The 19,820-nt window shown below is 33.7% G+C and carries 13 protein-coding genes; 1 reads left to right on the top strand and 12 read right to left on the bottom strand.

What is annotated here, in order from left to right:
- Nucleotides 1–78: 78 nt before the first annotated feature.
- The gene (locus tag BCER98_RS04000) at nt 79–2,196 is read right to left on the bottom strand and encodes a collagen binding domain-containing protein (RefSeq protein ID WP_011983806.1); all 2,118 of its coding nucleotides are present in this window, start codon (nt 2,194–2,196) and stop codon (nt 79–81) included.
- A gap of 455 nt (nt 2,197–2,651) precedes the next feature.
- Entirely contained in the window at nt 2,652–3,524 is an 873-nt protein-coding gene (locus BCER98_RS03995) for a Cof-type HAD-IIB family hydrolase (protein ID WP_011983805.1), read from the bottom strand.
- Nucleotides 3,525–3,741: 217 nt separating this feature from the next.
- On the opposite strand from BCER98_RS03995, the gene BCER98_RS03990 reads away from it, so the two are divergent.
- Nucleotides 3,742–4,356, top strand: a complete 615-nt coding sequence (locus BCER98_RS03990) for a DNA-3-methyladenine glycosylase (protein WP_011983804.1) — start codon at nt 3,742–3,744, stop codon at nt 4,354–4,356.
- Between the two features lie 699 nt (nt 4,357–5,055).
- Here the strand turns inward: BCER98_RS03990 and BCER98_RS03985 are convergent.
- The 10 genes from BCER98_RS03985 to BCER98_RS03940 form a co-directional block, all read right to left on the bottom strand.
- The gene (locus tag BCER98_RS03985) at nt 5,056–8,457 is read right to left on the bottom strand and encodes a pectate lyase-like adhesive domain-containing protein (RefSeq protein ID WP_306464849.1); all 3,402 of its coding nucleotides are present in this window, start codon (nt 8,455–8,457) and stop codon (nt 5,056–5,058) included.
- Between the two features lie 130 nt (nt 8,458–8,587).
- Nucleotides 8,588–9,604 (bottom strand): DUF916 and DUF3324 domain-containing protein, encoded by a 1,017-nt coding sequence (locus BCER98_RS03980; protein ID WP_011983802.1) that lies wholly within the window; start codon nt 9,602–9,604, stop codon nt 8,588–8,590.
- Between the two features lie 103 nt (nt 9,605–9,707).
- On the bottom strand, nt 9,708–10,451 hold the full coding sequence (locus tag BCER98_RS03975) for a WxL domain-containing protein (protein WP_011983801.1): 744 nt from the start codon (nt 10,449–10,451) through the stop codon (nt 9,708–9,710).
- 29 nt (nt 10,452–10,480) lie between these two features.
- Complete coding sequence (locus BCER98_RS03970; RefSeq protein ID WP_011983800.1) at nt 10,481–11,206, bottom strand: WxL domain-containing protein; 726 nt, start codon at nt 11,204–11,206, stop codon at nt 10,481–10,483.
- A 34-nt stretch (nt 11,207–11,240) separates the two neighbouring features.
- Nucleotides 11,241–11,579 carry an LPXTG cell wall anchor domain-containing protein gene (locus tag BCER98_RS03965; RefSeq protein WP_041809474.1) on the bottom strand — a complete coding sequence of 113 codons (339 nt, stop codon included), beginning with the start codon at nt 11,577–11,579 and terminating at the stop codon, nt 11,241–11,243.
- 57 nt (nt 11,580–11,636) lie between these two features.
- Complete coding sequence (locus tag BCER98_RS03960) at nt 11,637–14,219, bottom strand: MucBP domain-containing protein (RefSeq protein ID WP_011983799.1); 2,583 nt, start codon at nt 14,217–14,219, stop codon at nt 11,637–11,639.
- 286 nt (nt 14,220–14,505) lie between these two features.
- Entirely contained in the window at nt 14,506–15,162 is a 657-nt protein-coding gene (locus BCER98_RS03955; RefSeq protein WP_041810229.1) for a response regulator transcription factor, read from the bottom strand.
- Nucleotides 15,163–15,203: 41 nt separating this feature from the next.
- Entirely contained in the window at nt 15,204–17,489 is a 2,286-nt protein-coding gene (locus tag BCER98_RS03950; RefSeq protein ID WP_041810227.1) for a sensor histidine kinase, read from the bottom strand.
- A 712-nt stretch (nt 17,490–18,201) separates the two neighbouring features.
- On the bottom strand, nt 18,202–18,555 hold the full coding sequence (locus BCER98_RS03945) for a YlbF/YmcA family competence regulator (RefSeq protein ID WP_011983796.1): 354 nt from the start codon (nt 18,553–18,555) through the stop codon (nt 18,202–18,204).
- Nucleotides 18,556–18,677: 122 nt separating this feature from the next.
- The gene (locus BCER98_RS03940) at nt 18,678–19,814 is read right to left on the bottom strand and encodes a DUF445 domain-containing protein (RefSeq protein WP_011983795.1); all 1,137 of its coding nucleotides are present in this window, start codon (nt 19,812–19,814) and stop codon (nt 18,678–18,680) included.
- Nucleotides 19,815–19,820: the final 6 nt, after the last annotated feature.

Below are 19,820 nucleotides of genomic sequence, written 5' to 3'. Positions count from 1 at the left end.
ATTTTATGTAACTCATAAATGCTTAACTTAACTAAAAAACGGACTATTATATGCCTATAATAGTCCGTTTAAATCAATCTAGTTATATTTTCTTTTATTCACTACTAACATTAGTAGTCCTAGCACAAACAACACTCCACCTACATGTCCTCCATATGACATATGACCACCCGTCTGTGGCAATTGTTTTCCGCCACCTTTTGATGATCCATGTACTTCGGATTTCGCTTGTACTTGATGTTTTCCAAACCGACTTGTTTCTTCTGGCTGTGGTTGCCCTTCTAATTCATCCGTTGTTTCCCATGTTTCTTCCGTTTCTTTCTCTTCACCCATACCTTCTACTTGTGGTTTCTCTACTTTTGGATCCTGTAATCTCTCTTCTTCCACTTCTTTCGCTGTTTCCGGTTCTGGGTGCTCTTCTTTTAATTCATCCGTTGTTTTCTCAGTTTCTTTCTCTTCACCCACGCCTTCTACTTGTGGTTTCTCTACTTTTGGATCCTGTAATTTCTCTTCTTCCACTTCTTTCGCTGTTTCCGGTTCTGGGTGCTCTTCTTTTAACTCGTCCGTTGTTTCCCATGTTTCTTCCGTTTCTTTCTCTTCACCCATACCTTCTACTTGTGGTTTCTCTACTTTTGGATCCTGTAATTTCTCTTCTTCCACTTCTTTCGCTGTTTCCAGCTCTGGGTGCTCTTCTTTTAACTCATCCGTTGTTTCCCATGTTTCTTCCGTTTCTTTCTCTTCACCCATACCTTCTACTTGTGGTTTCTCTACTTTTGGATCCTGTAATTTCTCTTCTTCCACTTCTTTCGCTGTTTCCGGTTTTGGGTGCTCTTCTTTTAACTCGTCCGTTGTTTCCCATGTCTCTTCGGTTTCTTTCTCTTCACCCATACCTTCCACTTGTGGTTTCTCTACTTTTGGATCCTGTAATTTCTCTTCTTCCTCTTCTTCCAATTCTTTCGCTGTTTCCGGTTTTGGGTGCTCTTCTTTTAATTCATCTGTTGTTTCCCATGTCTCTTCGGTTTCTTTCTCTTCACCCATGCCTTCCACTTGTGGTTTCTCTACTTTTGGATCCTGTAATTTCTCTTCTTCCTCTTCTTCCAATTCTTTCGCTGTTTCCGGTTTTGGGTGCTCTTCTTTTAATTCATCTGTTGTTTCCCATGTCTCTTCGGTTTCTTTCTCTTCACCCATGCCTTCCACTTGTGGTTTCTCTTTATCTTTTTCCTGTCTATCCCCTTCAGCCTCACCATATAGTGTAATATTTTCAATTTGTTCAACTTCTGACATAGACACCGGTCTATGATTTTCTATCTCATATTTAATAGTATACTTATTTTTTAGATATTGAAGTTTCTCTCCTTCTTCAGTTATATCTACGTTATACATAATTGAAAATCTAGTAGCACTAGCTTTCTTTTTATTAAAAGTAATATTGAAAGTTGAATCATTCACAAATTTTATTGTTCCATATCCTTGGCTCTCAAAATCTTTTAATGTAAGACCTCTATATTCTGCACTGTTTTCAACCACTATATAAAAATGATCCTTCTTTAATTTTTGACCACCTTGTAAGCTATCAGTTATCGTAATATCTTTATTTAAAGTATCCTTATTATAATTGACCATCAAATACCACTGAACTTCATGGGTATTATCTGGATCTATATAACCTCCTTTGTAAGAAAATGGTCCTTTTTGCTCTTCACCATCACCATTACCACCACCGCTACTTGGACCTGTAATAGTTATGGTTTTCATTTCTAAAAGTGTTCCTAAGTTAGTTTGTATTTCTTTCTTCTGATCTACTTCTACATTTGTAACTTGAATATCAATACCAAATTTCCCTCTTATATTTGTATGCGTACTTACCTTTTCATTAAATGTACACTGCGCAATGCCTGATGATATTTCACAAACACCATAATCATCTAATGCGACTTTTTTATTAAATCCTTTTAGTTCTTGAGGTAAGGTTAATGTTAATACATCTCCAGGCTGTAAATCATAATTATCTTTTTCACTAAATTTCACAGTGATTTTCGTTCTTTGTCCATAATATAAATCTGTGCTCTCAAACTCGATACTATCTACAAATCCCACTGAATTTAATTCTTGTGCCTTTGCAGTGATTGGCATGAAACTTTGTGACATAATAACAACAAAGACTAAAAATAGTACAAACCATTTTTTTGAGTTCATAAAATCCCCCCTTTTATTGCCATTGGGATAAGATATTCCAAAAACTTCTACAAGAAAAAAGATATTAAACTAACTGAACTGGAAAATAAATCCTAAAACTCATAATAAGGAGCCATCACCCCACAACTTCCCTATTATAAATGAATATTATGGAAATGTCAGGCTTAATTTGGGAATTTTTCACGAAATTTGTATGGCTAAAAAAAGAAACTTTATTCATAGACAGACACCACTGAAAAAGACCATTTCATAAGAAAAAGGAGTCTATCACCTGTTATATACAGGTGATAGACTCCTATACTTCACATTTTGATGAAATCCATTTTATTTTTTGCAAGGTGCCCACTGATTATGCGTTCCCACCTACCTTCCTTGTTCCTCTCTGAACTTTAAGATAGAAGTCTTACTGCCTGTAAATAGCAAGGTTAAAACTATTAACGATATTTCTTCTTTTCTCACCGTTTTGGCATTTGCGTATGATTTTTTAAAAACGGAAGTGGGAATTGTTTACGGAAATGCTCTTTAATCATGTACTGCACACCATTTTCATTATTAGAACGCGTAATCCAGTCTGCTGCTTGTTTGAGCGGAAGAGGTGCATTTCCCATCGCTACCCCTAGGCCTACATGTTCAATCACTTCAAGATCTTCTAAACTATCTCCAATCGCTACCATTTCATTTACATGAATACCGAGATGCTCCCCTAATACTTGTAATCCACTTAATTTTGATACATGAGACGGTAGGATTTCTAACCTTCTTGTATCACACTCCACATATTCTATATCTGCAAATGCTTTCTGCAATGTCTTAAACGCTCGTTCCTTTTCTCCCTGGCTATGAAAGATGACATCAATTTTAGGAGCTGCCACAGGATGATCGCGCAGCGCATCCCCTAATGAATCGACAAATTGAACGGGATAAAAGAGCGGGTCTGCACTCGATAACACAGTGCGCGCAATTAAATTTGGGGTATTGCGTTCCCTGTTCCCAATTGAAAAGCGCTCATGTGAAATCCGAATATTACATTCAAAATGTTCTAATACTTGCACAATATTAAAAGTCTTTTCTTCAGATAGTCGTTTTTGCATGAATGGCTTATCTAATGTTGCTGAAATAAACGCGCCACCATGCGTAACTAATATAGAATCTAACTTTAAAGATTTCGCTATTTTATGAGCCGATTGAAAATTACGATTTGTAAATAATGTCACATATACGCCTTTTCTTTTTACAAAATCAACGGCTTCTCTTGTGCCTTTTGGGATTTTACCATTGTTCTGTAATAGCGTCCCATCTATATTAAGAGCCAATAAGCGATAAATCATGACACATTCCTCCTCTTAGCTGCTTTACCCTATCCATAATTTATGAAAGAAATATGCGAAATAGAACGAGTTAGAATTACTACTATAAATTTGGTTTAATATAAAGAGAAACCTTCATTTATGAAAAGTTTCTTCATCTCTCACGAATTAGACTCTCTTGCGAATCGAGCTTTTACAGGTACCAAAAACATATATCATCAAGAAAGGAGCGATGAACATGAAAGCACCTCCTCCCTTTTATGAAGGTGATACATTGGACGTTGCGAAAAAATTGCTTGGACAGAAACTTGTCCATATCGTAGATGGAGTGAAACGAAGCGGATATATCGTTGAAGTAGAAGCATATAAAGGACCGGATGATAAAGCCGCACACAGTTATGGAGGGCGACGAACAGAACGAACGGAAATTATGTTTGGTGCACCAGGACATGCTTATGTATATCTTATTTACGGTATGTATCATTGTTTTAATGTAATTACCGCACCAGTTGGTATCCCCCAAGGCGTTCTCATTCGGGCATTAGAGCCAGCCGAGGGAGTAAAAGAAATGAAACTGGCACGATATGGAAAGATGGAACTGACGAAAACACAATATAAAAATTTGACGAATGGACCTGGTAAGTTATGCCGCGCGCTTAACATTACGTTAGAAGAACGTGGACTCTCTTTACAAGGAGACAAACTATATATTGAATTAGTGCCTGAATCACAGCACCTCTCTTCTCAATATGAAATAGTAAAAGGCCCGCGCATTAATATTGATTACGCAGAAGAAGCTGTCCATTACCCTTGGCGATTTTATTTTCAAAACAACCCATTTATTTCCAAATAAAAAAGAAGCAGGATATCATTTTCCCTCCTGCTTCTTTTTTCAGCATTCACTTCTTTTCACTCCGCACCTTCTACAGTCGCAATGTCGTCTTTAAAATTTTCTCTCGATAAATTAGCTGTTTCTAGGAGCACTAAAGCATATGTGCTTTTTAGCAAATATAACGGCATTTCTTCATCCTATATTAGCATTTCGGTACAAGCGATCAACTAACCAACACAATTCGCACCTCACTGCTACTAAAACATATAAACAAAAAAAGCCGCCCAAAAGTTATACTTTTGAGGCAGGCTCGTCTCAAAACAGACAATACATAAAAATAAAGTTTCACTACAATCAGAGTAACTCGTTTTAAAAATTGTACGCTATTTCTTTTCATATTTTTTAAAACATGTAGGGAATTATGAGAAATAGCTAAGGAAAATAAGAGTTAACTTTTATCGTCATAATGGAACTTATGGAAGAAATGCAAGCGTCCAATTTTCTTCGAGTTATTGCTCTTCCTGTAATTATAGGATACGTTATCCTTCTTCTTATTTCACCGAAAAGCTACTTCGCTTTTCCGCAACGTTTCAGTGGCGAGTTGCATTACGAATCAAAAAAACACTATTTGCCCTTGCAAACAGTGTTAAGAAATATTAGTTTATTCCTACGTTAGAGAAGTCCTATGCTCAACTCATCCGATGAATTCTACTAGATTGTTTACAGCGGAGTATCTGTTAAGGTCCACTCTAATTCACCCTGATACGTCTCATTCACTTTGACATTCGGACCTGGCTTAACTTTTAACCGAATTCCTTCAGAATCTTTCCAGTTAATATGCACATTTTGATCATCTTCTGATTTATGACGATACACTAAAGAATTTTGATCGCTCAGTACAATATCCTGACCGCCCTTACTGTATACAAATCCATCTGATATTACATCATTTTCAAGAGACGTCAATGGTTTTACTTGCTTCACATAAATTTTCCATTCATTTTTATGTTGTCGCTGATCTGAAACAACAATCTCGCCTTGCATGCTACTGCGATTTACTATTTTTTCTCTAGATGGAATTGTAATGTTTTCAAAAGAAATTTTTTCTGGCGCAGCAATTAATTCTAAATTTCCTTCGTCAATCGTTAGATTTATCTTTTTCACAATATCTTCTCGCTGTTTTGTCAAATCTTTAGATAAGAACAATTCAACTATGTAGCTTCCTTTCTCTTGTTTTATTTGATCAAAATTACGGATTTGAACATCTTTTTCTCCATCATGATATTTAAAATCAGCTACATACCATGCTTTCACATGACTTTCATCTAAAAGGAATTGTCTAAACTCTTCTCTAGACATAGATTGTATATCATTTATACGGGCTTTAATATCGGTTGCATGGATTTCTCCAGCTGTAGCATGAACAACTAGTTCACTCTTAATTGGTTGACTCGTATTTCCATTGTCGTCTTCCAATACAATATACACTTCGTGTGTCCCCTCTTGTTTTAACATTGTCTGCAAGTCACTCGTATTCTTGTCACTCCATAAATAATTTATTTTCTTATTGTTCGGATTCGTATCTGATTCTTCTTTGATAAAATTTGATAGTGCGGGAACTGTAGTATCATTTAACGCTGTTTCTATCTTTTCTCCAGTACCTACAGGTGGCGTTGTATCTAAAACTTCTACTGAATATTCACTATATTTCCCTTCATTAAAAGCAAAAGCAACAATTTTATCTCCAGCTACAAAATGACGTGTAGGTGAAATTGTATACTTAAAGTTTCCTTCACTATCAGCTTTCACTGTGAAATTATCAGATATTTCTTTAGGAATATCCTCGCCTTGAACAGGACTTTTGATTGTATGATCCTTTTCCGTAAAAGAACTACCTGATAAGCGAACATACGCATTTGGTATAGTTTTCCCTACCACAATATAAGAATTCTCATCTTTCGGATTATCGGAAGGCTGATTCGTGATTTTCACATTACAATCAGGTATATGATCGAAAACGATTCGTTGTGCTTTAGCCGAATTAAAATGTTGCTTAAAGTCACGAAGCATGTCTTCATTTACTGATTGCGCTCTAATATTCCCAACCGTTGTATTCACATATGGAATTGCCATTCCAAAAATCGGTGTCCATTTATAATCAGGCGATTGAGTTATATTTCCTTTATTCCATTGATAGACACGTTGAACATCTACTTTCCATTCTCCTGAAGGCATTTGAATCAGTGCTGAAGGACTATTAGGATTTGTTAATTGCAAATCAATTTTCTTAGCATCTGAAAATTGAAAAGTTGATCCATTTCCCATATATATTAATCCATAATTGGGAGATGTCATATCACTTATCACTGTAAAAGTGCCGTTTTTCCCTACTTTAAATGTTCCTGCCCCCATATTCACAATCGCTGGAGCGCTTCCAGCATTCGTTCCTTTTACATTTAGATGAAAACTACCGCCATCATCTACAAAGAACTGACTGTTTCCTTCCATATAAATGGGACTTTCATTTCTACCATAACCAACTTCATCTTTTTGAATTTCAATATCTAGTACAGCATTCTTTTTAATCGATATCTTACTATTGTTAGCCATAGAAATCGCACTTGGGCGATATGCACGACCTGGTCCATTAATTATGTTCATATGACTATTTTCTCCCAGTGTTAGCGAACCCGCTCCATAGAAAAAAATAGATGGACTTGCATCAGTATCTGTATGATTTTCTGAAGCTGAATTATCAAAAAGGATAGAAACATCTTTTTCAATTTGAACATTTCCACCATTTTGAATAGCAAAATTCGAAACGGTACTATACCCATTCGCTTTAATTTTACTTCCTTCTTTCACAGTAACATCCGCAACTTCCCAGTTCGCTTGTCCTCGGACAGCGATTCCATCTGTTCCGTCACCATTAGAGGAGTTTACTACATTGTAAGTATATCCATTAATTGGTGAAGTGTATGAACCAACTTCATTATTTTCAATATTTCCTGAAAGAATTAATTTACTATTAAAGGAATGTAGCATTTGTGCCCCAGTATCCTTTACATTATGAAAAGTTATCTCTGAATTATTTGCACCAAAAGCCGTCGTAATAAATCCATACCAATTCCGATGGTAAATATTTAAGTTTTCAACCCTTATTTTACAATTTATACCATACAATGAGATAGATTCACTACCAGCATCAATTGTATGTCCATTCCCTTTTATTGTTAATTCGCGATTCACTTGATTATAATAGTTCTTAAATGTAACAGCACCTGAGTTAATATGATCCATTGTATAGAAATCCTGTGTAATATTGATTACTTGTATTTTAGGATTGTCCCAAGCAGCATGCCAAGTTTTCTCATCATATACATTTGCAATGTAATCCGCATTCTCGGGCGCTTGTTTTGTCTCATGTTTCTTATTTTCATCTAGTTGTAGATTTTCTTGTTTTGTTACATTTGTTTGTTCCTCAGACTTTTCCGGTGCCTTTGCTTTGGATTCTATTTGTTCTGCTTTTTCAACTTCTTTTTGTTTCACTTTATTTTTCATTTCCTTAGTAGATCTGTTATCTTCTGGACTCTCATTCTGTTGTTGAGTGAAAATACGTTTTTCTTTAAAATCAGAAAGCTGTTTTTCTTGTTCTTCCACTCTTAACACTGTTGCCTTTACTTTCTTATCTTGTCCTTTAGATTTGACAATTGGTGCAAATGTATATTCGCCAACTTTTTTCATTTGAATAACGAGAGAAACGTCACCTATATCATCACTTTTCTCTTTTTTAGAAATTTGAATTATTCGTTGTTCAGGTAGATATATAACTTGAGCCGCTTTATTTTTTTCATTCAGCTTGTTTGTTTCTTCTTCATTGAAGACTTGACCATCGGATAATGCAAGTTCAATACGAGAATCTTCTTTGTTTTTATTTGTAATTTTTAATACTACATTTTCATTCACTTTGATATTTTTCTTATCTATATCCACACTAAATGTTCCTTGCTTTTCATTCGTAGCAGCATAAACTTTATTTGGAATATAATCTAGTACGCTCGTTTGTGTAAAGAAAATTCCCCCCGTCAAAAAAAGAATCCCAAATTTCTTTATTATTTGCATCTTCAAATTCTCAACCCCCTTCCTGTTAAATTCAGCAATTTCATCTAGTATGAAAAGCAAAAAAGAATTTAACATCAGTAGCTTTTCATGAAGGAAGTCTCAACACCATAAACGCCTTATATATCATTTTTTACTGCTTTTTCTTTTGCGAACGTCTTCCTAACCAGAACATCAAAATTAATAAGAGAATGACTAGTACAATACCGCCTACAATGTAGTACATTGTATAATCTTTTTGTGCCTCGACAGCTGTTTCGTTTAACTCTTTTGCCTTGTCTCCTTCAATTGTAAATTTTTTCGTCCATTCCCATTTTTGATCGCCATCTGTTGCTTTCATTTCTAAACGATATGTTCCAGGCTCTAGCGCTTTGTTTTCCCAACTAATTGCGTAGTCAAAGTTTGAATTTGGTGCCATGCGTAAATCTTCTTTTTTTGTTTCATGTAAAATATTTTTCCCTTTTTCCGTATATACTTTTGCATCTACAGTTAAATGTTTTAACATTGCTGCTTTTGTATTTTGTAAGTTCGCTGTTACAACGTTGCGTGCATTTACTTGCCCTGGCTTAATGTCATTCAACTTTAAATTAGGCTTTACTTCATTGTTTGTTTCACTTAAGACAACACCAATTGCATATGCATATTTATTTTTAATCTGTACGTTATCAGATTTTCCCTTTATCTTCTCATCTTCTTTTTCTTTAAAATACAGTCCCCCTAATATTACACCATCGAATGGTTCGTTTGGCATTTCAACATTTACGTCTAATGTAACAGTACTTTTAGCAGGGATTTTTGTTTCTTTTTGTACTTTTGCAATTTTAGAAAATGGAAATTTAAGAGTGGAGTCAAATTTTGGATTTTTTGTACTATAATCTACAATTCCGTTACTATTCGTAATTGCTGTATTTGCATATGTTTCGACAATAACGTCCTTATCCGTGTCATTTTTCATTTGTACTTGAAGAGTCTGTTTTTGACCAGGCTTCATTTTTAAGTCAAAATAGCTTTGATTTTTATCAATTTGATTCTCTGGAATTACTGCGGTTACTGCAAATTTCATTTCTGCTGCATGTGTAGTAATATTTGTAACATGCAACAGAAATACTATGGCCAGTAAGCTACTTACTACTTTCTGCATACATTTCATACGATATCCCTCTCACATTTGTTATTTTATATAGATAAAGAAAGAGATAAAAATTGAAAATTCCTCTTTATCCCTTTCCTCATTCCCACTATATAAAGAACTATTACATAGGTGTCTCTTTTAACTCCCAAGTTAATGAAGTTGTATACATAGCTTTTTCTTTTTTTGCTTTACCTGGTACACTTAACTCTACGCTCTTCTTCGCTTCATCATTTGTTGCACCAAAAGCATTTGTCCATGTTCCCATACCTTGGTTTTCTTTAGCTGTAATAACATCAGAAGCTTGACCTGGAGTTAATTGGATCCCTTCCTGATTTGTTGTTGGCGCTGCATTTCCAGAAGCTGATTGTAATGTTCCGTTTTTCAATGTTAAAACAGCTCCTTCTAACTCTACACCTTTCTCAGTTTGAAATTGCTCGTTTTGTTTAACAGTCAACTTCCAACCTTTGTTTGTACCACGGTTATCGGTTACTTGTATATAGTTCGGTACTTCTAGTGTCTCTTTTGTACCTTTCTTAACAACTGTATCTAAGTTTGCATAATAGACTTCATTATTACCAGAGGCTTTTTGTTCTTCAAATTTGAAATTCGATACATAGTCAATGCTTAATGGACCATTTGTTCCTTGTTCATGTGGATTGTTCGGATCATCCGGCTTAACCGGCTCCACATTATCTCCTGGATTATTCGGATTTATTGGATCTACATGATCCGTATTTTCTTGAAATTTGATAAAAGCCTTTGAATTCATTGTTGCTGCTGCTTCTTCTGCAAATGCTGGTGCTCCTGCTGCTAATACTGCTGAAAATGATACGACTCCTGCTAATGCTACTTTTGTTAGTTTCATATTATTTTTCTCCTTATCTATCTTTTAACTTATTGAGGTGTATCTTCTAAAGCCCAAGTTAATGTTGTTTCATATTTTTCATCTTTAACTTTTGCAACTGCACCTGGTACAGATAACGTAATACTTTTTGCACCTTCTACTTCATCTTGTCCATAACGAGTGACCCATGTCCCCATACCTTTACCCTCTTTAGCAATTGCTACTTCTTGTGTAGCTCCATTTGGGTCTAATGCTACTTCTTTTACCTCTGGAGCATATTCCGCCCCAATTGTAGAGCTTGCAACTGGATTATGCAATTTCAGTTCTGCACCAGTTAACTCATTATTCCCTGCTTTAAATTGAGCATCTTGTTTTACTGTTAATTTCCAACCTTTATTTGTACCGCGGTCATCTGTCACTTGGACATAGTTTGGTATTTGTATTCCTTTTTCATCTCCTCCTTTTACTTTCACTGTATCTAATTGCGCTGTATACACTTTGTCATTCCCTGACATTTTTTGCTTGCCAAAATGAAAATTAGATACATAATCAATACTTAATGGACCATTTGTCCCTTGTTCATGTGGATCATTTGGCTCTACATCTTCTCCTGGTTTAACTGGATTTACTGGATTTACTGGATTTTCATTTTGTGTAAATGACACATCTGTATGTGACTTCATTGTTGCTGCTTCTTCTGCAAATGCTGGTGCTCCTGCTGCTAATACTGCCGAAAATGATACGACTCCTGCTAATGCTACTTTTGTTAGTTTCATAATTTACCTCCATTAATATGTTTTTTTTATTTATTTAACAGAAACATTTGTTTTTATTTCTCCTGTTACTTTTCGCCAATGCTATCCAAATTGCTAAGGCTACTAATATACTTCCCACTCCCATGTATATAAAGGAAATAGATAGATTACCTCCAGTTTTAGGAAGTACCTTCTTATTCAACTGGTTATCAGACGAATTATCAGTCGGCGTAGAACCATCTGGTATAACTACCGAATTTGGAATATAGCTATTTGAAAATCTAATTCCCGCTTTAGAATGCATTGTTTCTGCTCTTACTGTTTCATAAGAGGAAAATAGGGGAATTAGCATACTGATGATGAATAGCATTGCAACTATATATTTCTTGACCATTCTACTCTCTCCCTTTTAATTGATATATATCAATAAATACTTATTAGATATATCATTTTAAATTGGAGTATCTGTTAAGGTCCACTCTAATTCACCCTGATACGTCTCATTCACTTTGACATTCGGACCTGGCTTAACTTTTAACCGAATTCCTTCAGAATCTTTCCAGTTAATATGAACATTTTGATAGTCTGATGACTTTTGACTATGCACTAAGTAATTTTGATCGTTTAGTACAGTATCTACCCCATTTTGAGTGTATACTAATGCATCTGGCAATATATCCTTTTCATTCGAAGTTAATGGTTTCGCTTGTTTTACATATACGCTCCACTCTTTTCTATTTTCACGCTTATCTGAAACAACAATCTCGCCTTGCACGTTACTACGATTCACCGTTTTTTCTCTAGATGGAATTGTAATATTTTCAAAAGCAATTGTTTTGGGGACTTCAATGAATTCCAAGTTTCCCCCTATCACATTTACGGTAATGGTTTTCTTCACATTCTTAACTCTCAAGGTCACTGTATAACTTCCAATTTGATTGCACAGTCCACCGTTATCTACTTCCACTTGACTGGTGATATCTGTATTGCTAGGCAACTCCGTGGCTTCGGCTTTTGCTTCTTTTAAGATGAAAGTTTTCAATTCTTCTGGATTTGTTGGGATACTTCCTATCACCGTTGAAAAGTCATTCGCTTCTAAAGTTGCTTTAACTAGAGCATATATATGTGTAAATACTTGATTTTCAGGTAAAAATATGCCTGTAATCGGGGTATTCTTTACAACTTGATATCCCGGAATCTCAATCGGCTCCACACGGAATGGATCGGTGATAATACCCTCTACGACCGTATCTTGTACATTTGGAATAGGCTGATTCGTTTCTTTGTCAATATGTTGCACCTGGACTTGACTCAAATAGTTAACAAGAGTTGTCCCACTTGCTTTGGCATGATTTACATTTCCATCAACACTTTGGGACACAGTAAAGTCAATCGGATACATGCTATTTTGCTTTAACCTTGACTTATCAACTGGATTTGTTTCACTTCCTACAAAGTTATATATTTTTTTAAAAAAATACACATTATCATAAAAGTTTGGATTGTTTAATGTTTCTGGTTTCGCTGCAATTTTCGTCGTACCGTCTGAATTCTCTTCAAAGGTAAACCAATTTGAGCAATCTTTACCATGAATATTTTCCACAATCCATTTTGACTTTGCATATTGATTTCCTTCATTGGAAGTGAAGAGATATGATAATTGTTTAATGTACCTTTGTTGATTTAAGTATGGAACCGTTTGAATAAATTCAGCACTTATATTGGGGTCATTTGCAACTTGAAACGATTGATTATGTGCATCCACTTTTGGAGTTTCAACTTTTGGAAAAAAATCTGTCAAGTATCTTACTTCAGATTCGGTAGACTCTCGATTCTCTATATGCATTTTTAAATGAGTAACTTCCTTTGTAGTTAAAGTCAGTTTCTGTGGATCACCATACCATTCTTTTACATCAGAATGAAATCGATATGCTCCACCATCTAGCATGTCATACTGAATAGGTGAATCTTGTGAAGCGTACATATTGCTAATTGTTTCGTTAAAATTACGAATAGTAATATATTTTGCGCGGTTTACACCTTGATAATTTAAAGATGTTTTTATTGGAAATGGATTACCTTCTTCATCCAAAAATTCATACTCCATATCTACTGAAGATTTAGAACCGTCGACTTCTTTCCCCAATTTCAAATACAAAAACAAGTAAGCTTCAGTACTAGTCCACGATTCAGCTGAACTGTGATTTCGCAAAGTTACTTTTAATGTTACCGGTTTTCCTTTGTAGTATCCTACATTTGTAAAAGTTACTACTGCCGTTTTATGTGAATTATCAACAATTAGATTTTCCCACTTACTCCGTATACCATCTGATACAATAACTTTTGTTTTTGAAGTAAACCTTGCAACAAAGGCATTATCGCCAGGTATTACATCTGTTTTAGCATCCTTAAAATAACTTGATTGTTGAACCGGAATATTTTGAGATTGCACAGTAGATTTTTGGAGATTTTCTTTCAATTCTACTTGTTGACTTTCTTCCACTTTTCCCAAATCGTTCCCTTCAGGTTTCTCAACGATTTTCTTTGGATTTGTTTTTGCATTTTCAGAAACATTCACTTTAACCTTTGTCTCTATCTCATTGTTTTCTCGTTGTACTTTTGCTGTAATCGTATGTTCTCCAGCTACTTTTCCTGTAATGACGAGAAATACTTTTCCTACTTCAACACCTTCAGATGTTCTTTCAATTTTTATAACCGATTCATCTGTCATCTGAATGGTTCCAATTGCCGGATTTTTTTCATTTAACTTCGCTGTCTCTTTTTCATTCAACTTCATGCCATCAGGTAATACTACTTCGATCTTTTGGTCTTGCGTATGTATGCCTTCTAGTGTAAGCACAATGTTCTCATTTATCTTTACCTGATCTTTATCAGCTTTTATTATAAAATCTGATACTTGATTTTCTGTCATCGCATAAGCAATTGTTGAAAAAGAACCGAGTGTACTAACTTGAGTCAATATAATCCCACTGGCTAAACATATCTTACTAAGCTGCCTTATTCCTTTTTTCAATCTATCCCCCCTTTCCATTTATTTGATTTTATTATATAAATTATCCGAAAATTATAAAACGAAAAATGAGATTACATATCCGAAAAAGTTATGTGTTACCACGCAAAATACGAAACTTCTGATTTTTTCATCATTTTTATATCAACTATGCAGATAGGAACTATTTATTGCGATAGAGAACAAAGCGTCTTCACGCAAAATATAAAAAAGAGATCTTGCCCCATATAAATTGGAACAGGATCTCTTTTTTTCTTTCTATTTACGACTCAATATTATGAAACTGTTCTTACAAATCAAGAAAAGCAATTATCTTCAACTCTTTTGCCCTCTGAACAGCTGTCATTCGAGAAGTTACTTTTAATTTATGAAATATATCAGTTAATTTGTACTCTACAGCTCTTTGACTTAAATGTAAAATTTCAGCCAGTTCTCTATTCGTTTTTCCTTTACTTACTTCAATTAAAATTTTCTTTTCTTCTTCAGTTAAGGAAACTACATTTTCTACTTGCTCTTGTTCATTTATATTCGATACACTCTCTTTAATTCTCAACTGCTGAATAAGCTGATGTGGTAAAACAACTTCTTTTTTTACGGCATGCCGAATCGCATCTATAATTTGTTCTTCGAAATATGTCTTACTTAATACACCAAGAACTCCATTGTCAATTAATAAATTATAATGTGATAACACATCATATCCAGTGAAAATCAAAATAGATGCTTCTGGATGGATTGTTAATATTTTCTTAGAAAGCTCCAAACCATTTATATTCGGCATTTGTAAATCAATTAAATACACATCATACGTTTTACTTTGAAGTCTTTCTATCACTTTATCACTTTCGTGTAATACATCAACTGTTATATCATTATATTGCTCAATTAATGCTTTTGTTCCCAAACCTACAGCTACATGATCGTCTACTATTAGTACAGAAATCATCACTTTCATCCTTTCTCTATCCTTTAGCATTATCACATATCCTAAAATTTCACAAATACCTGTAAACCATCGTTAGGTTTTGAATCTATTGTTATTTCCCCATCAATACTTTGAATTCTCGTTATAATTCCTGACAATCCCAAAGTATTATACGAGTAATTAAAATGCTTTAAATCTATCCCTATTCCATTATCTGTATAGGTTAAAAATAACTGCTGATCTTTTTGAAATAATTTTATACTTACATTCGATGCTTTCGAATGTTTCAAAGCATTATTTAGAAGTTCCTGTATAATCCGGTAAATTGCTTGTTCATGCTCTGCACTAGGTACAACTATATGTTCAGGAATATCATAATAAAAAAAGAAAGTAGCCTTTAAGTTAATTTGTTTGAATAAGTTTAATAACGCTTGTTTTATTCCTAATTCATATAAAAATGGTGGCCTTAAGTGATTACATGTTTCTCGAGTCATGTAAATATGATCGAGTAATTGTTCTTTTATTTCATGAAGTATATGTTTCATTTCTTCATCTTGAATATGCTTATTGTAAGATTCAAACTTTCTTACTAAACGAATTTGATCTTGTAAGACCCCATCATGTATATCGCTTGCAAGATTTGCTCTTTCTTTTTCCGATAACTTGAACAGAAGTCGGGATAACCACATCGGAGGGTGTTCTATATTTTGTAAATCTTGTAATTGTTTTAATAAGTCTTCAATTTGATTCAAACATTCTAATAGCAAATCTGTATAATTACATAATGTCTCAACCCAAACAATCTCATCAAAGTTTAACGTTTCTTTTTTATTATTTTTGCACAATAAGATAATCACTTTTTCTGTCGTTGTAGAAAGAACAAATCCAAAATGTTCTTCCAACTTCATCATAGAACCAACTTTGTATGTTTCCAATTGGAAATCGAACAAACTGTCCAATATGGATTGAGGAGGAACATATTTACTCTCAAAAACATGAATAGATTTATTCTCCTTATTCATTTCTACATAGCATACCTCTTCCATTTTCAAGACATCAGAAAATTCTCTTTGTATGCTATAAGTCAAATTTGACAATTTATATTCATGTTTTGCTTGATATAAAAATCGATACAAACTAAACTGATAATTTTTTTGATGATGATATAAACTTTTTCTTAATTTAAAATCCAAGTAATCTTTTATAAATAAAAAGAAAATTGTTGCAATAAAAGTAATACAACTAAAGCGAATGGTATCTAATATATGATCTGCATTATCATTAAAAATAAAAATACCCAATATAGTTACAAATCCTGTAAAACTAATCGACAACATAATATAATATGGAATTCGTTGAATCATAAATTTAGCATCAAATAAATCTCCTGAAATCACCCAATAAAACATATATATTGGAATAAACAAAAAGAAAATCCCAATTGTTTCAACACTGATTATTTCTTTTCCATATATCATATCAGGAATTAAGAATAAACAAATAAACGGAATAACAGATGCAAAAAAGCTCATCACGATAACCTTCATAAATTTAAAATGATGACTATGTTTGCTTCTAAAATAAAACCTTACTAAAAGGTAGCCTGTTAATAAAAATAAAGCAATGCTTAAAGCGATTGTAAACATGACGGAAATTTCATTATACTTCATATAAACAACGATGTTTACTGCAATTAATACAATCATTATTATATCCAAAATTCTCAATTGTTCTCTTGTTAAAAATTTAATTTGATTATGTTTAAAATACAATTTCATAAATCTAATAAAGAAGGTAAAGGAAGAAACTAATGAGATAGAAGCGATAATAAAGGCAATTCCATCTTTTCGTTGCGCGGCTATAATACTAATGAAACTCATTCCCATCGCAATCAAAAAGTATAGTAAATCTTGTATACTATTATTCGTTTTAGGAACAAATATTAAAAGATAAAGAGCCATAAAAATACATGTAATATAAAATCCAACTGGTATTAATAGCTGGTAAAAAAGTTGCCTACTGTAAGGAACATATTGAATGTTATATTCTTTTACCTGCCCATCTTTTTGTATAGATATTTTTTTCGCCTGTTCAATGGCATGATAGGATGAAACTGTAAAGTGCTGACTCGGCAATTTATCATCTATCTTTTCTATTTTATCTCCTACTTGTATCCCATGCTTATGGGCCCAAGTAAATCTATGCACTTCGCTTACAATATAGTTTGAATTTAGCTTTATACCAACCTCAGGATATGTGAGAATTAAATGTATAAGATACCCACTAATAAGGAGAGAAAATACTACTATGAAATATTGAAATTTTTTCTTACTTATTTTTCTTATCATTTCATCACGTTCTTTCTTATTAATTTTTGAATATAATTGTTTGTTCCTCCACTTCTCCTCATTATCTTTTTTCATTTCATGCGGCATAGTATCAATTAAGCTCTCTAAAAAAAGAAAGAATAATCGCTTTTCTGTTTATATACATGCCTGCTTTTTCTAAATGAATATCATTTAATTACGTTTATAATGAGGATTAAGGGGAAAATCTTTATACGGTATATGAAAAGGCATAAGTGTTAAACAAATGCAAAGCTGTTCTACTCTTCCTACTACATACGAATAGCAAAACAGCCTGGGGAAGATTAAAACGAATAAAAAAACCGAATCGTGGATTTTTTCCATTATCGATTCGGAGACATTGCATATTGTAGCTGACAAAAAATCATTTTGAATCCTTTTTTATCAGATTTTTCATTTAAAACCGTTTATTTGTACTTTGAAATATTTTTAACTATTATATCTCCTTTTCTGTATAGGATACAAATTCAATTTTTTCCACTATACATATAATTTGTAAATAAGAGGATATTTTCCCAAAATTCATAATAATATTTTGAAATTAACCAAAAATTCCGTTGATTATTTTTGATTCCCTCCTAATTTTTTCATTCTACTTCAAGATAAGATGTAGCGAAAACATTCATTTTACAACATATACAAATGGTTATTTATATAAAAAGACGCCTCCTTTATTTAGGAGACGTCTCTGTTATTATGCTTGATATGCACTATATAACTCTTCAAGTGGCTTCATGATGATTTTGTTAATGTCGCCAATTACAACATTTAAGCGTTGTTCTGCTTCCATTAATTTTTTTATGTGTTCATTTTGCTGTATTAAGTCGATTACTTCTTGTGCTTTTTTGTTATCTTCTTCTGTAATTTCTTGACCTTGCATCATTTTTTGTTGAATTTCTAATTGCATGTTACGGAATGTATCAAATAATTGCTTTGAATCTGCGTCTCCTTGCACTTTTGCATAGCTTTCTTTTAGCGTTTTGAAATCTGTATGATCTGCGATTGCTTTTTGTAGACCATATGCTACATCATGAATATTTTTTGACATTATTATTTTCCTCCTTTAGCAGGTTAGCGCTTTATTTCAGCTCTATCCCTTTTCCATACGCACCTTCTTACAATATCAAACTATGCAAGAGATGTGAAGAAATTTCACTTTATTTACAATCCTTACATAAGGAAAAGCAATAATATACCTTGCATGAGTCCAATTGTTCCTCCAAGTAAAGCGCCTAAATATGTAATCATTTTTAACTCATTCTTCGTAATGGATAAAACGAGCTCCTCTAATCTTTCTGTAGAAAATGTAGATACTTCTTGTTGAACAACCTCCGCAAGACGGAATCTTTTCAATATATGTGCTGTATTATTTACTCCCCAAGTTAATCCTTTTTGCACTATATTCGGTACCAGTGTTTCGACAATGTTCGTTCGCACAGGTTCACATATCTTTTGAACAGATTGATTAAGAAATCCGCTTACGATATCTCGCGTTTTCGTTGTTGATACAATGTATTTCACAATCATTTCTTTTTCAATAAAAGACGCTAATTCTTTCACTTCTCTTCCTTTAAATTTCTGCCATTCTTTTTGTAAAACATCACGTAACAGTTGCTTCGTTCCTTCCTGCTGTAAAAACTTAATCACTTCCGGCTGCACACGATCCACTACACTTACGTTTCCTAAAAACATCCCGACTATATTTAATAATGTACCTCGGGAAGCAAAGAAATCATCAATCATTTTTTGCAGTCTTGCTTTTCCCTCATCACTTTCAAAAAATTGAGTACCTCTTGTTAAAATAAACGTTGCCGCTTTTGGAATCATTTCTTCCACTTTCTCATGAACGAATTGAGGTAAAGCTTGTTCCCACGTATATGTATAATACTTTGATACAAATGTATCTACTTTTTTCATAAGCATCTCTTCTATTTCTTGAACAGCCTTCTCTTCGACATGTGCCAGTTCCCATTTTTCTAACACATCTCGTAACGACCGCTCATTCATAAGCAGTTTATCAACCTCGATTTGTGCCCACTGTATCATTTCTCTTTGAAAGTTTTCATCTGTTAATTTCTTTCCAATTCCTTCAGCGGTTAATAAATGATCGACAACCATTTTTCCTAATTGCACCGCTAGTTCGTCGCGACGCTTCGGTATTAAGCCTGGTGTAAATGGCACGCGAAATTTTCCAATATAGATCGGACGATGAGGACGAAATAACATTTTAATAGCGAGATGGTTCGTATATCCGCCAATTATCGCCCCTAATCCTGTTGTAGTTAACATATTTAGCCAAACATTCATTATAAT

It is taken from the genome of Bacillus cytotoxicus NVH 391-98 (genome assembly GCF_000017425.1).
In the GTDB taxonomy this organism is placed as follows: domain Bacteria; phylum Bacillota; class Bacilli; order Bacillales; family Bacillaceae_G; genus Bacillus_A; species Bacillus_A cytotoxicus.
Note: the sequence above shows the minus strand (reverse complement) of the source record. Positions and strands in the feature narration are given on the sequence as shown.

What these genes read in the sequence shown, in the direction of transcription:
- BCER98_RS04000 (WP_011983806.1), bottom strand. Translation starts at nt 2,196, where the DNA reads ATGAACTCAAAAAAATGGTTTGTACTATTTTTAGTCTTTGTTGTTATT.
- BCER98_RS03995 (WP_011983805.1), bottom strand. Translation starts at nt 3,524, where the DNA reads ATGATTTATCGCTTATTGGCTCTTAATATAGATGGGACGCTATTACAG.
- BCER98_RS03990 (WP_011983804.1), top strand. Translation starts at nt 3,742, where the DNA reads ATGAAAGCACCTCCTCCCTTTTATGAAGGTGATACATTGGACGTTGCG.
- BCER98_RS03985 (WP_306464849.1), bottom strand. Translation starts at nt 8,457, where the DNA reads ATGCAAATAATAAAGAAATTTGGGATTCTTTTTTTGACGGGGGGAATT.
- BCER98_RS03980 (WP_011983802.1), bottom strand. Translation starts at nt 9,604, where the DNA reads ATGAAATGTATGCAGAAAGTAGTAAGTAGCTTACTGGCCATAGTATTT.
- BCER98_RS03975 (WP_011983801.1), bottom strand. Translation starts at nt 10,451, where the DNA reads ATGAAACTAACAAAAGTAGCATTAGCAGGAGTCGTATCATTTTCAGCA.
- BCER98_RS03970 (WP_011983800.1), bottom strand. Translation starts at nt 11,206, where the DNA reads ATGAAACTAACAAAAGTAGCATTAGCAGGAGTCGTATCATTTTCGGCA.
- BCER98_RS03965 (WP_041809474.1), bottom strand. Translation starts at nt 11,579, where the DNA reads ATGGTCAAGAAATATATAGTTGCAATGCTATTCATCATCAGTATGCTA.
- BCER98_RS03955 (WP_041810229.1), bottom strand. Translation starts at nt 15,162, where the DNA reads ATGATTTCTGTACTAATAGTAGACGATCATGTAGCTGTAGGTTTGGGA.
- BCER98_RS03950 (WP_041810227.1), bottom strand. Translation starts at nt 17,489, where the DNA reads ATGATAAGAAAAATAAGTAAGAAAAAATTTCAATATTTCATAGTAGTA.
- BCER98_RS03945 (WP_011983796.1), bottom strand. Translation starts at nt 18,555, where the DNA reads ATGTCAAAAAATATTCATGATGTAGCATATGGTCTACAAAAAGCAATC.
- BCER98_RS03940 (WP_011983795.1), bottom strand. Translation starts at nt 19,814, where the DNA reads ATGAATGTTTGGCTAAATATGTTAACTACAACAGGATTAGGGGCGATA.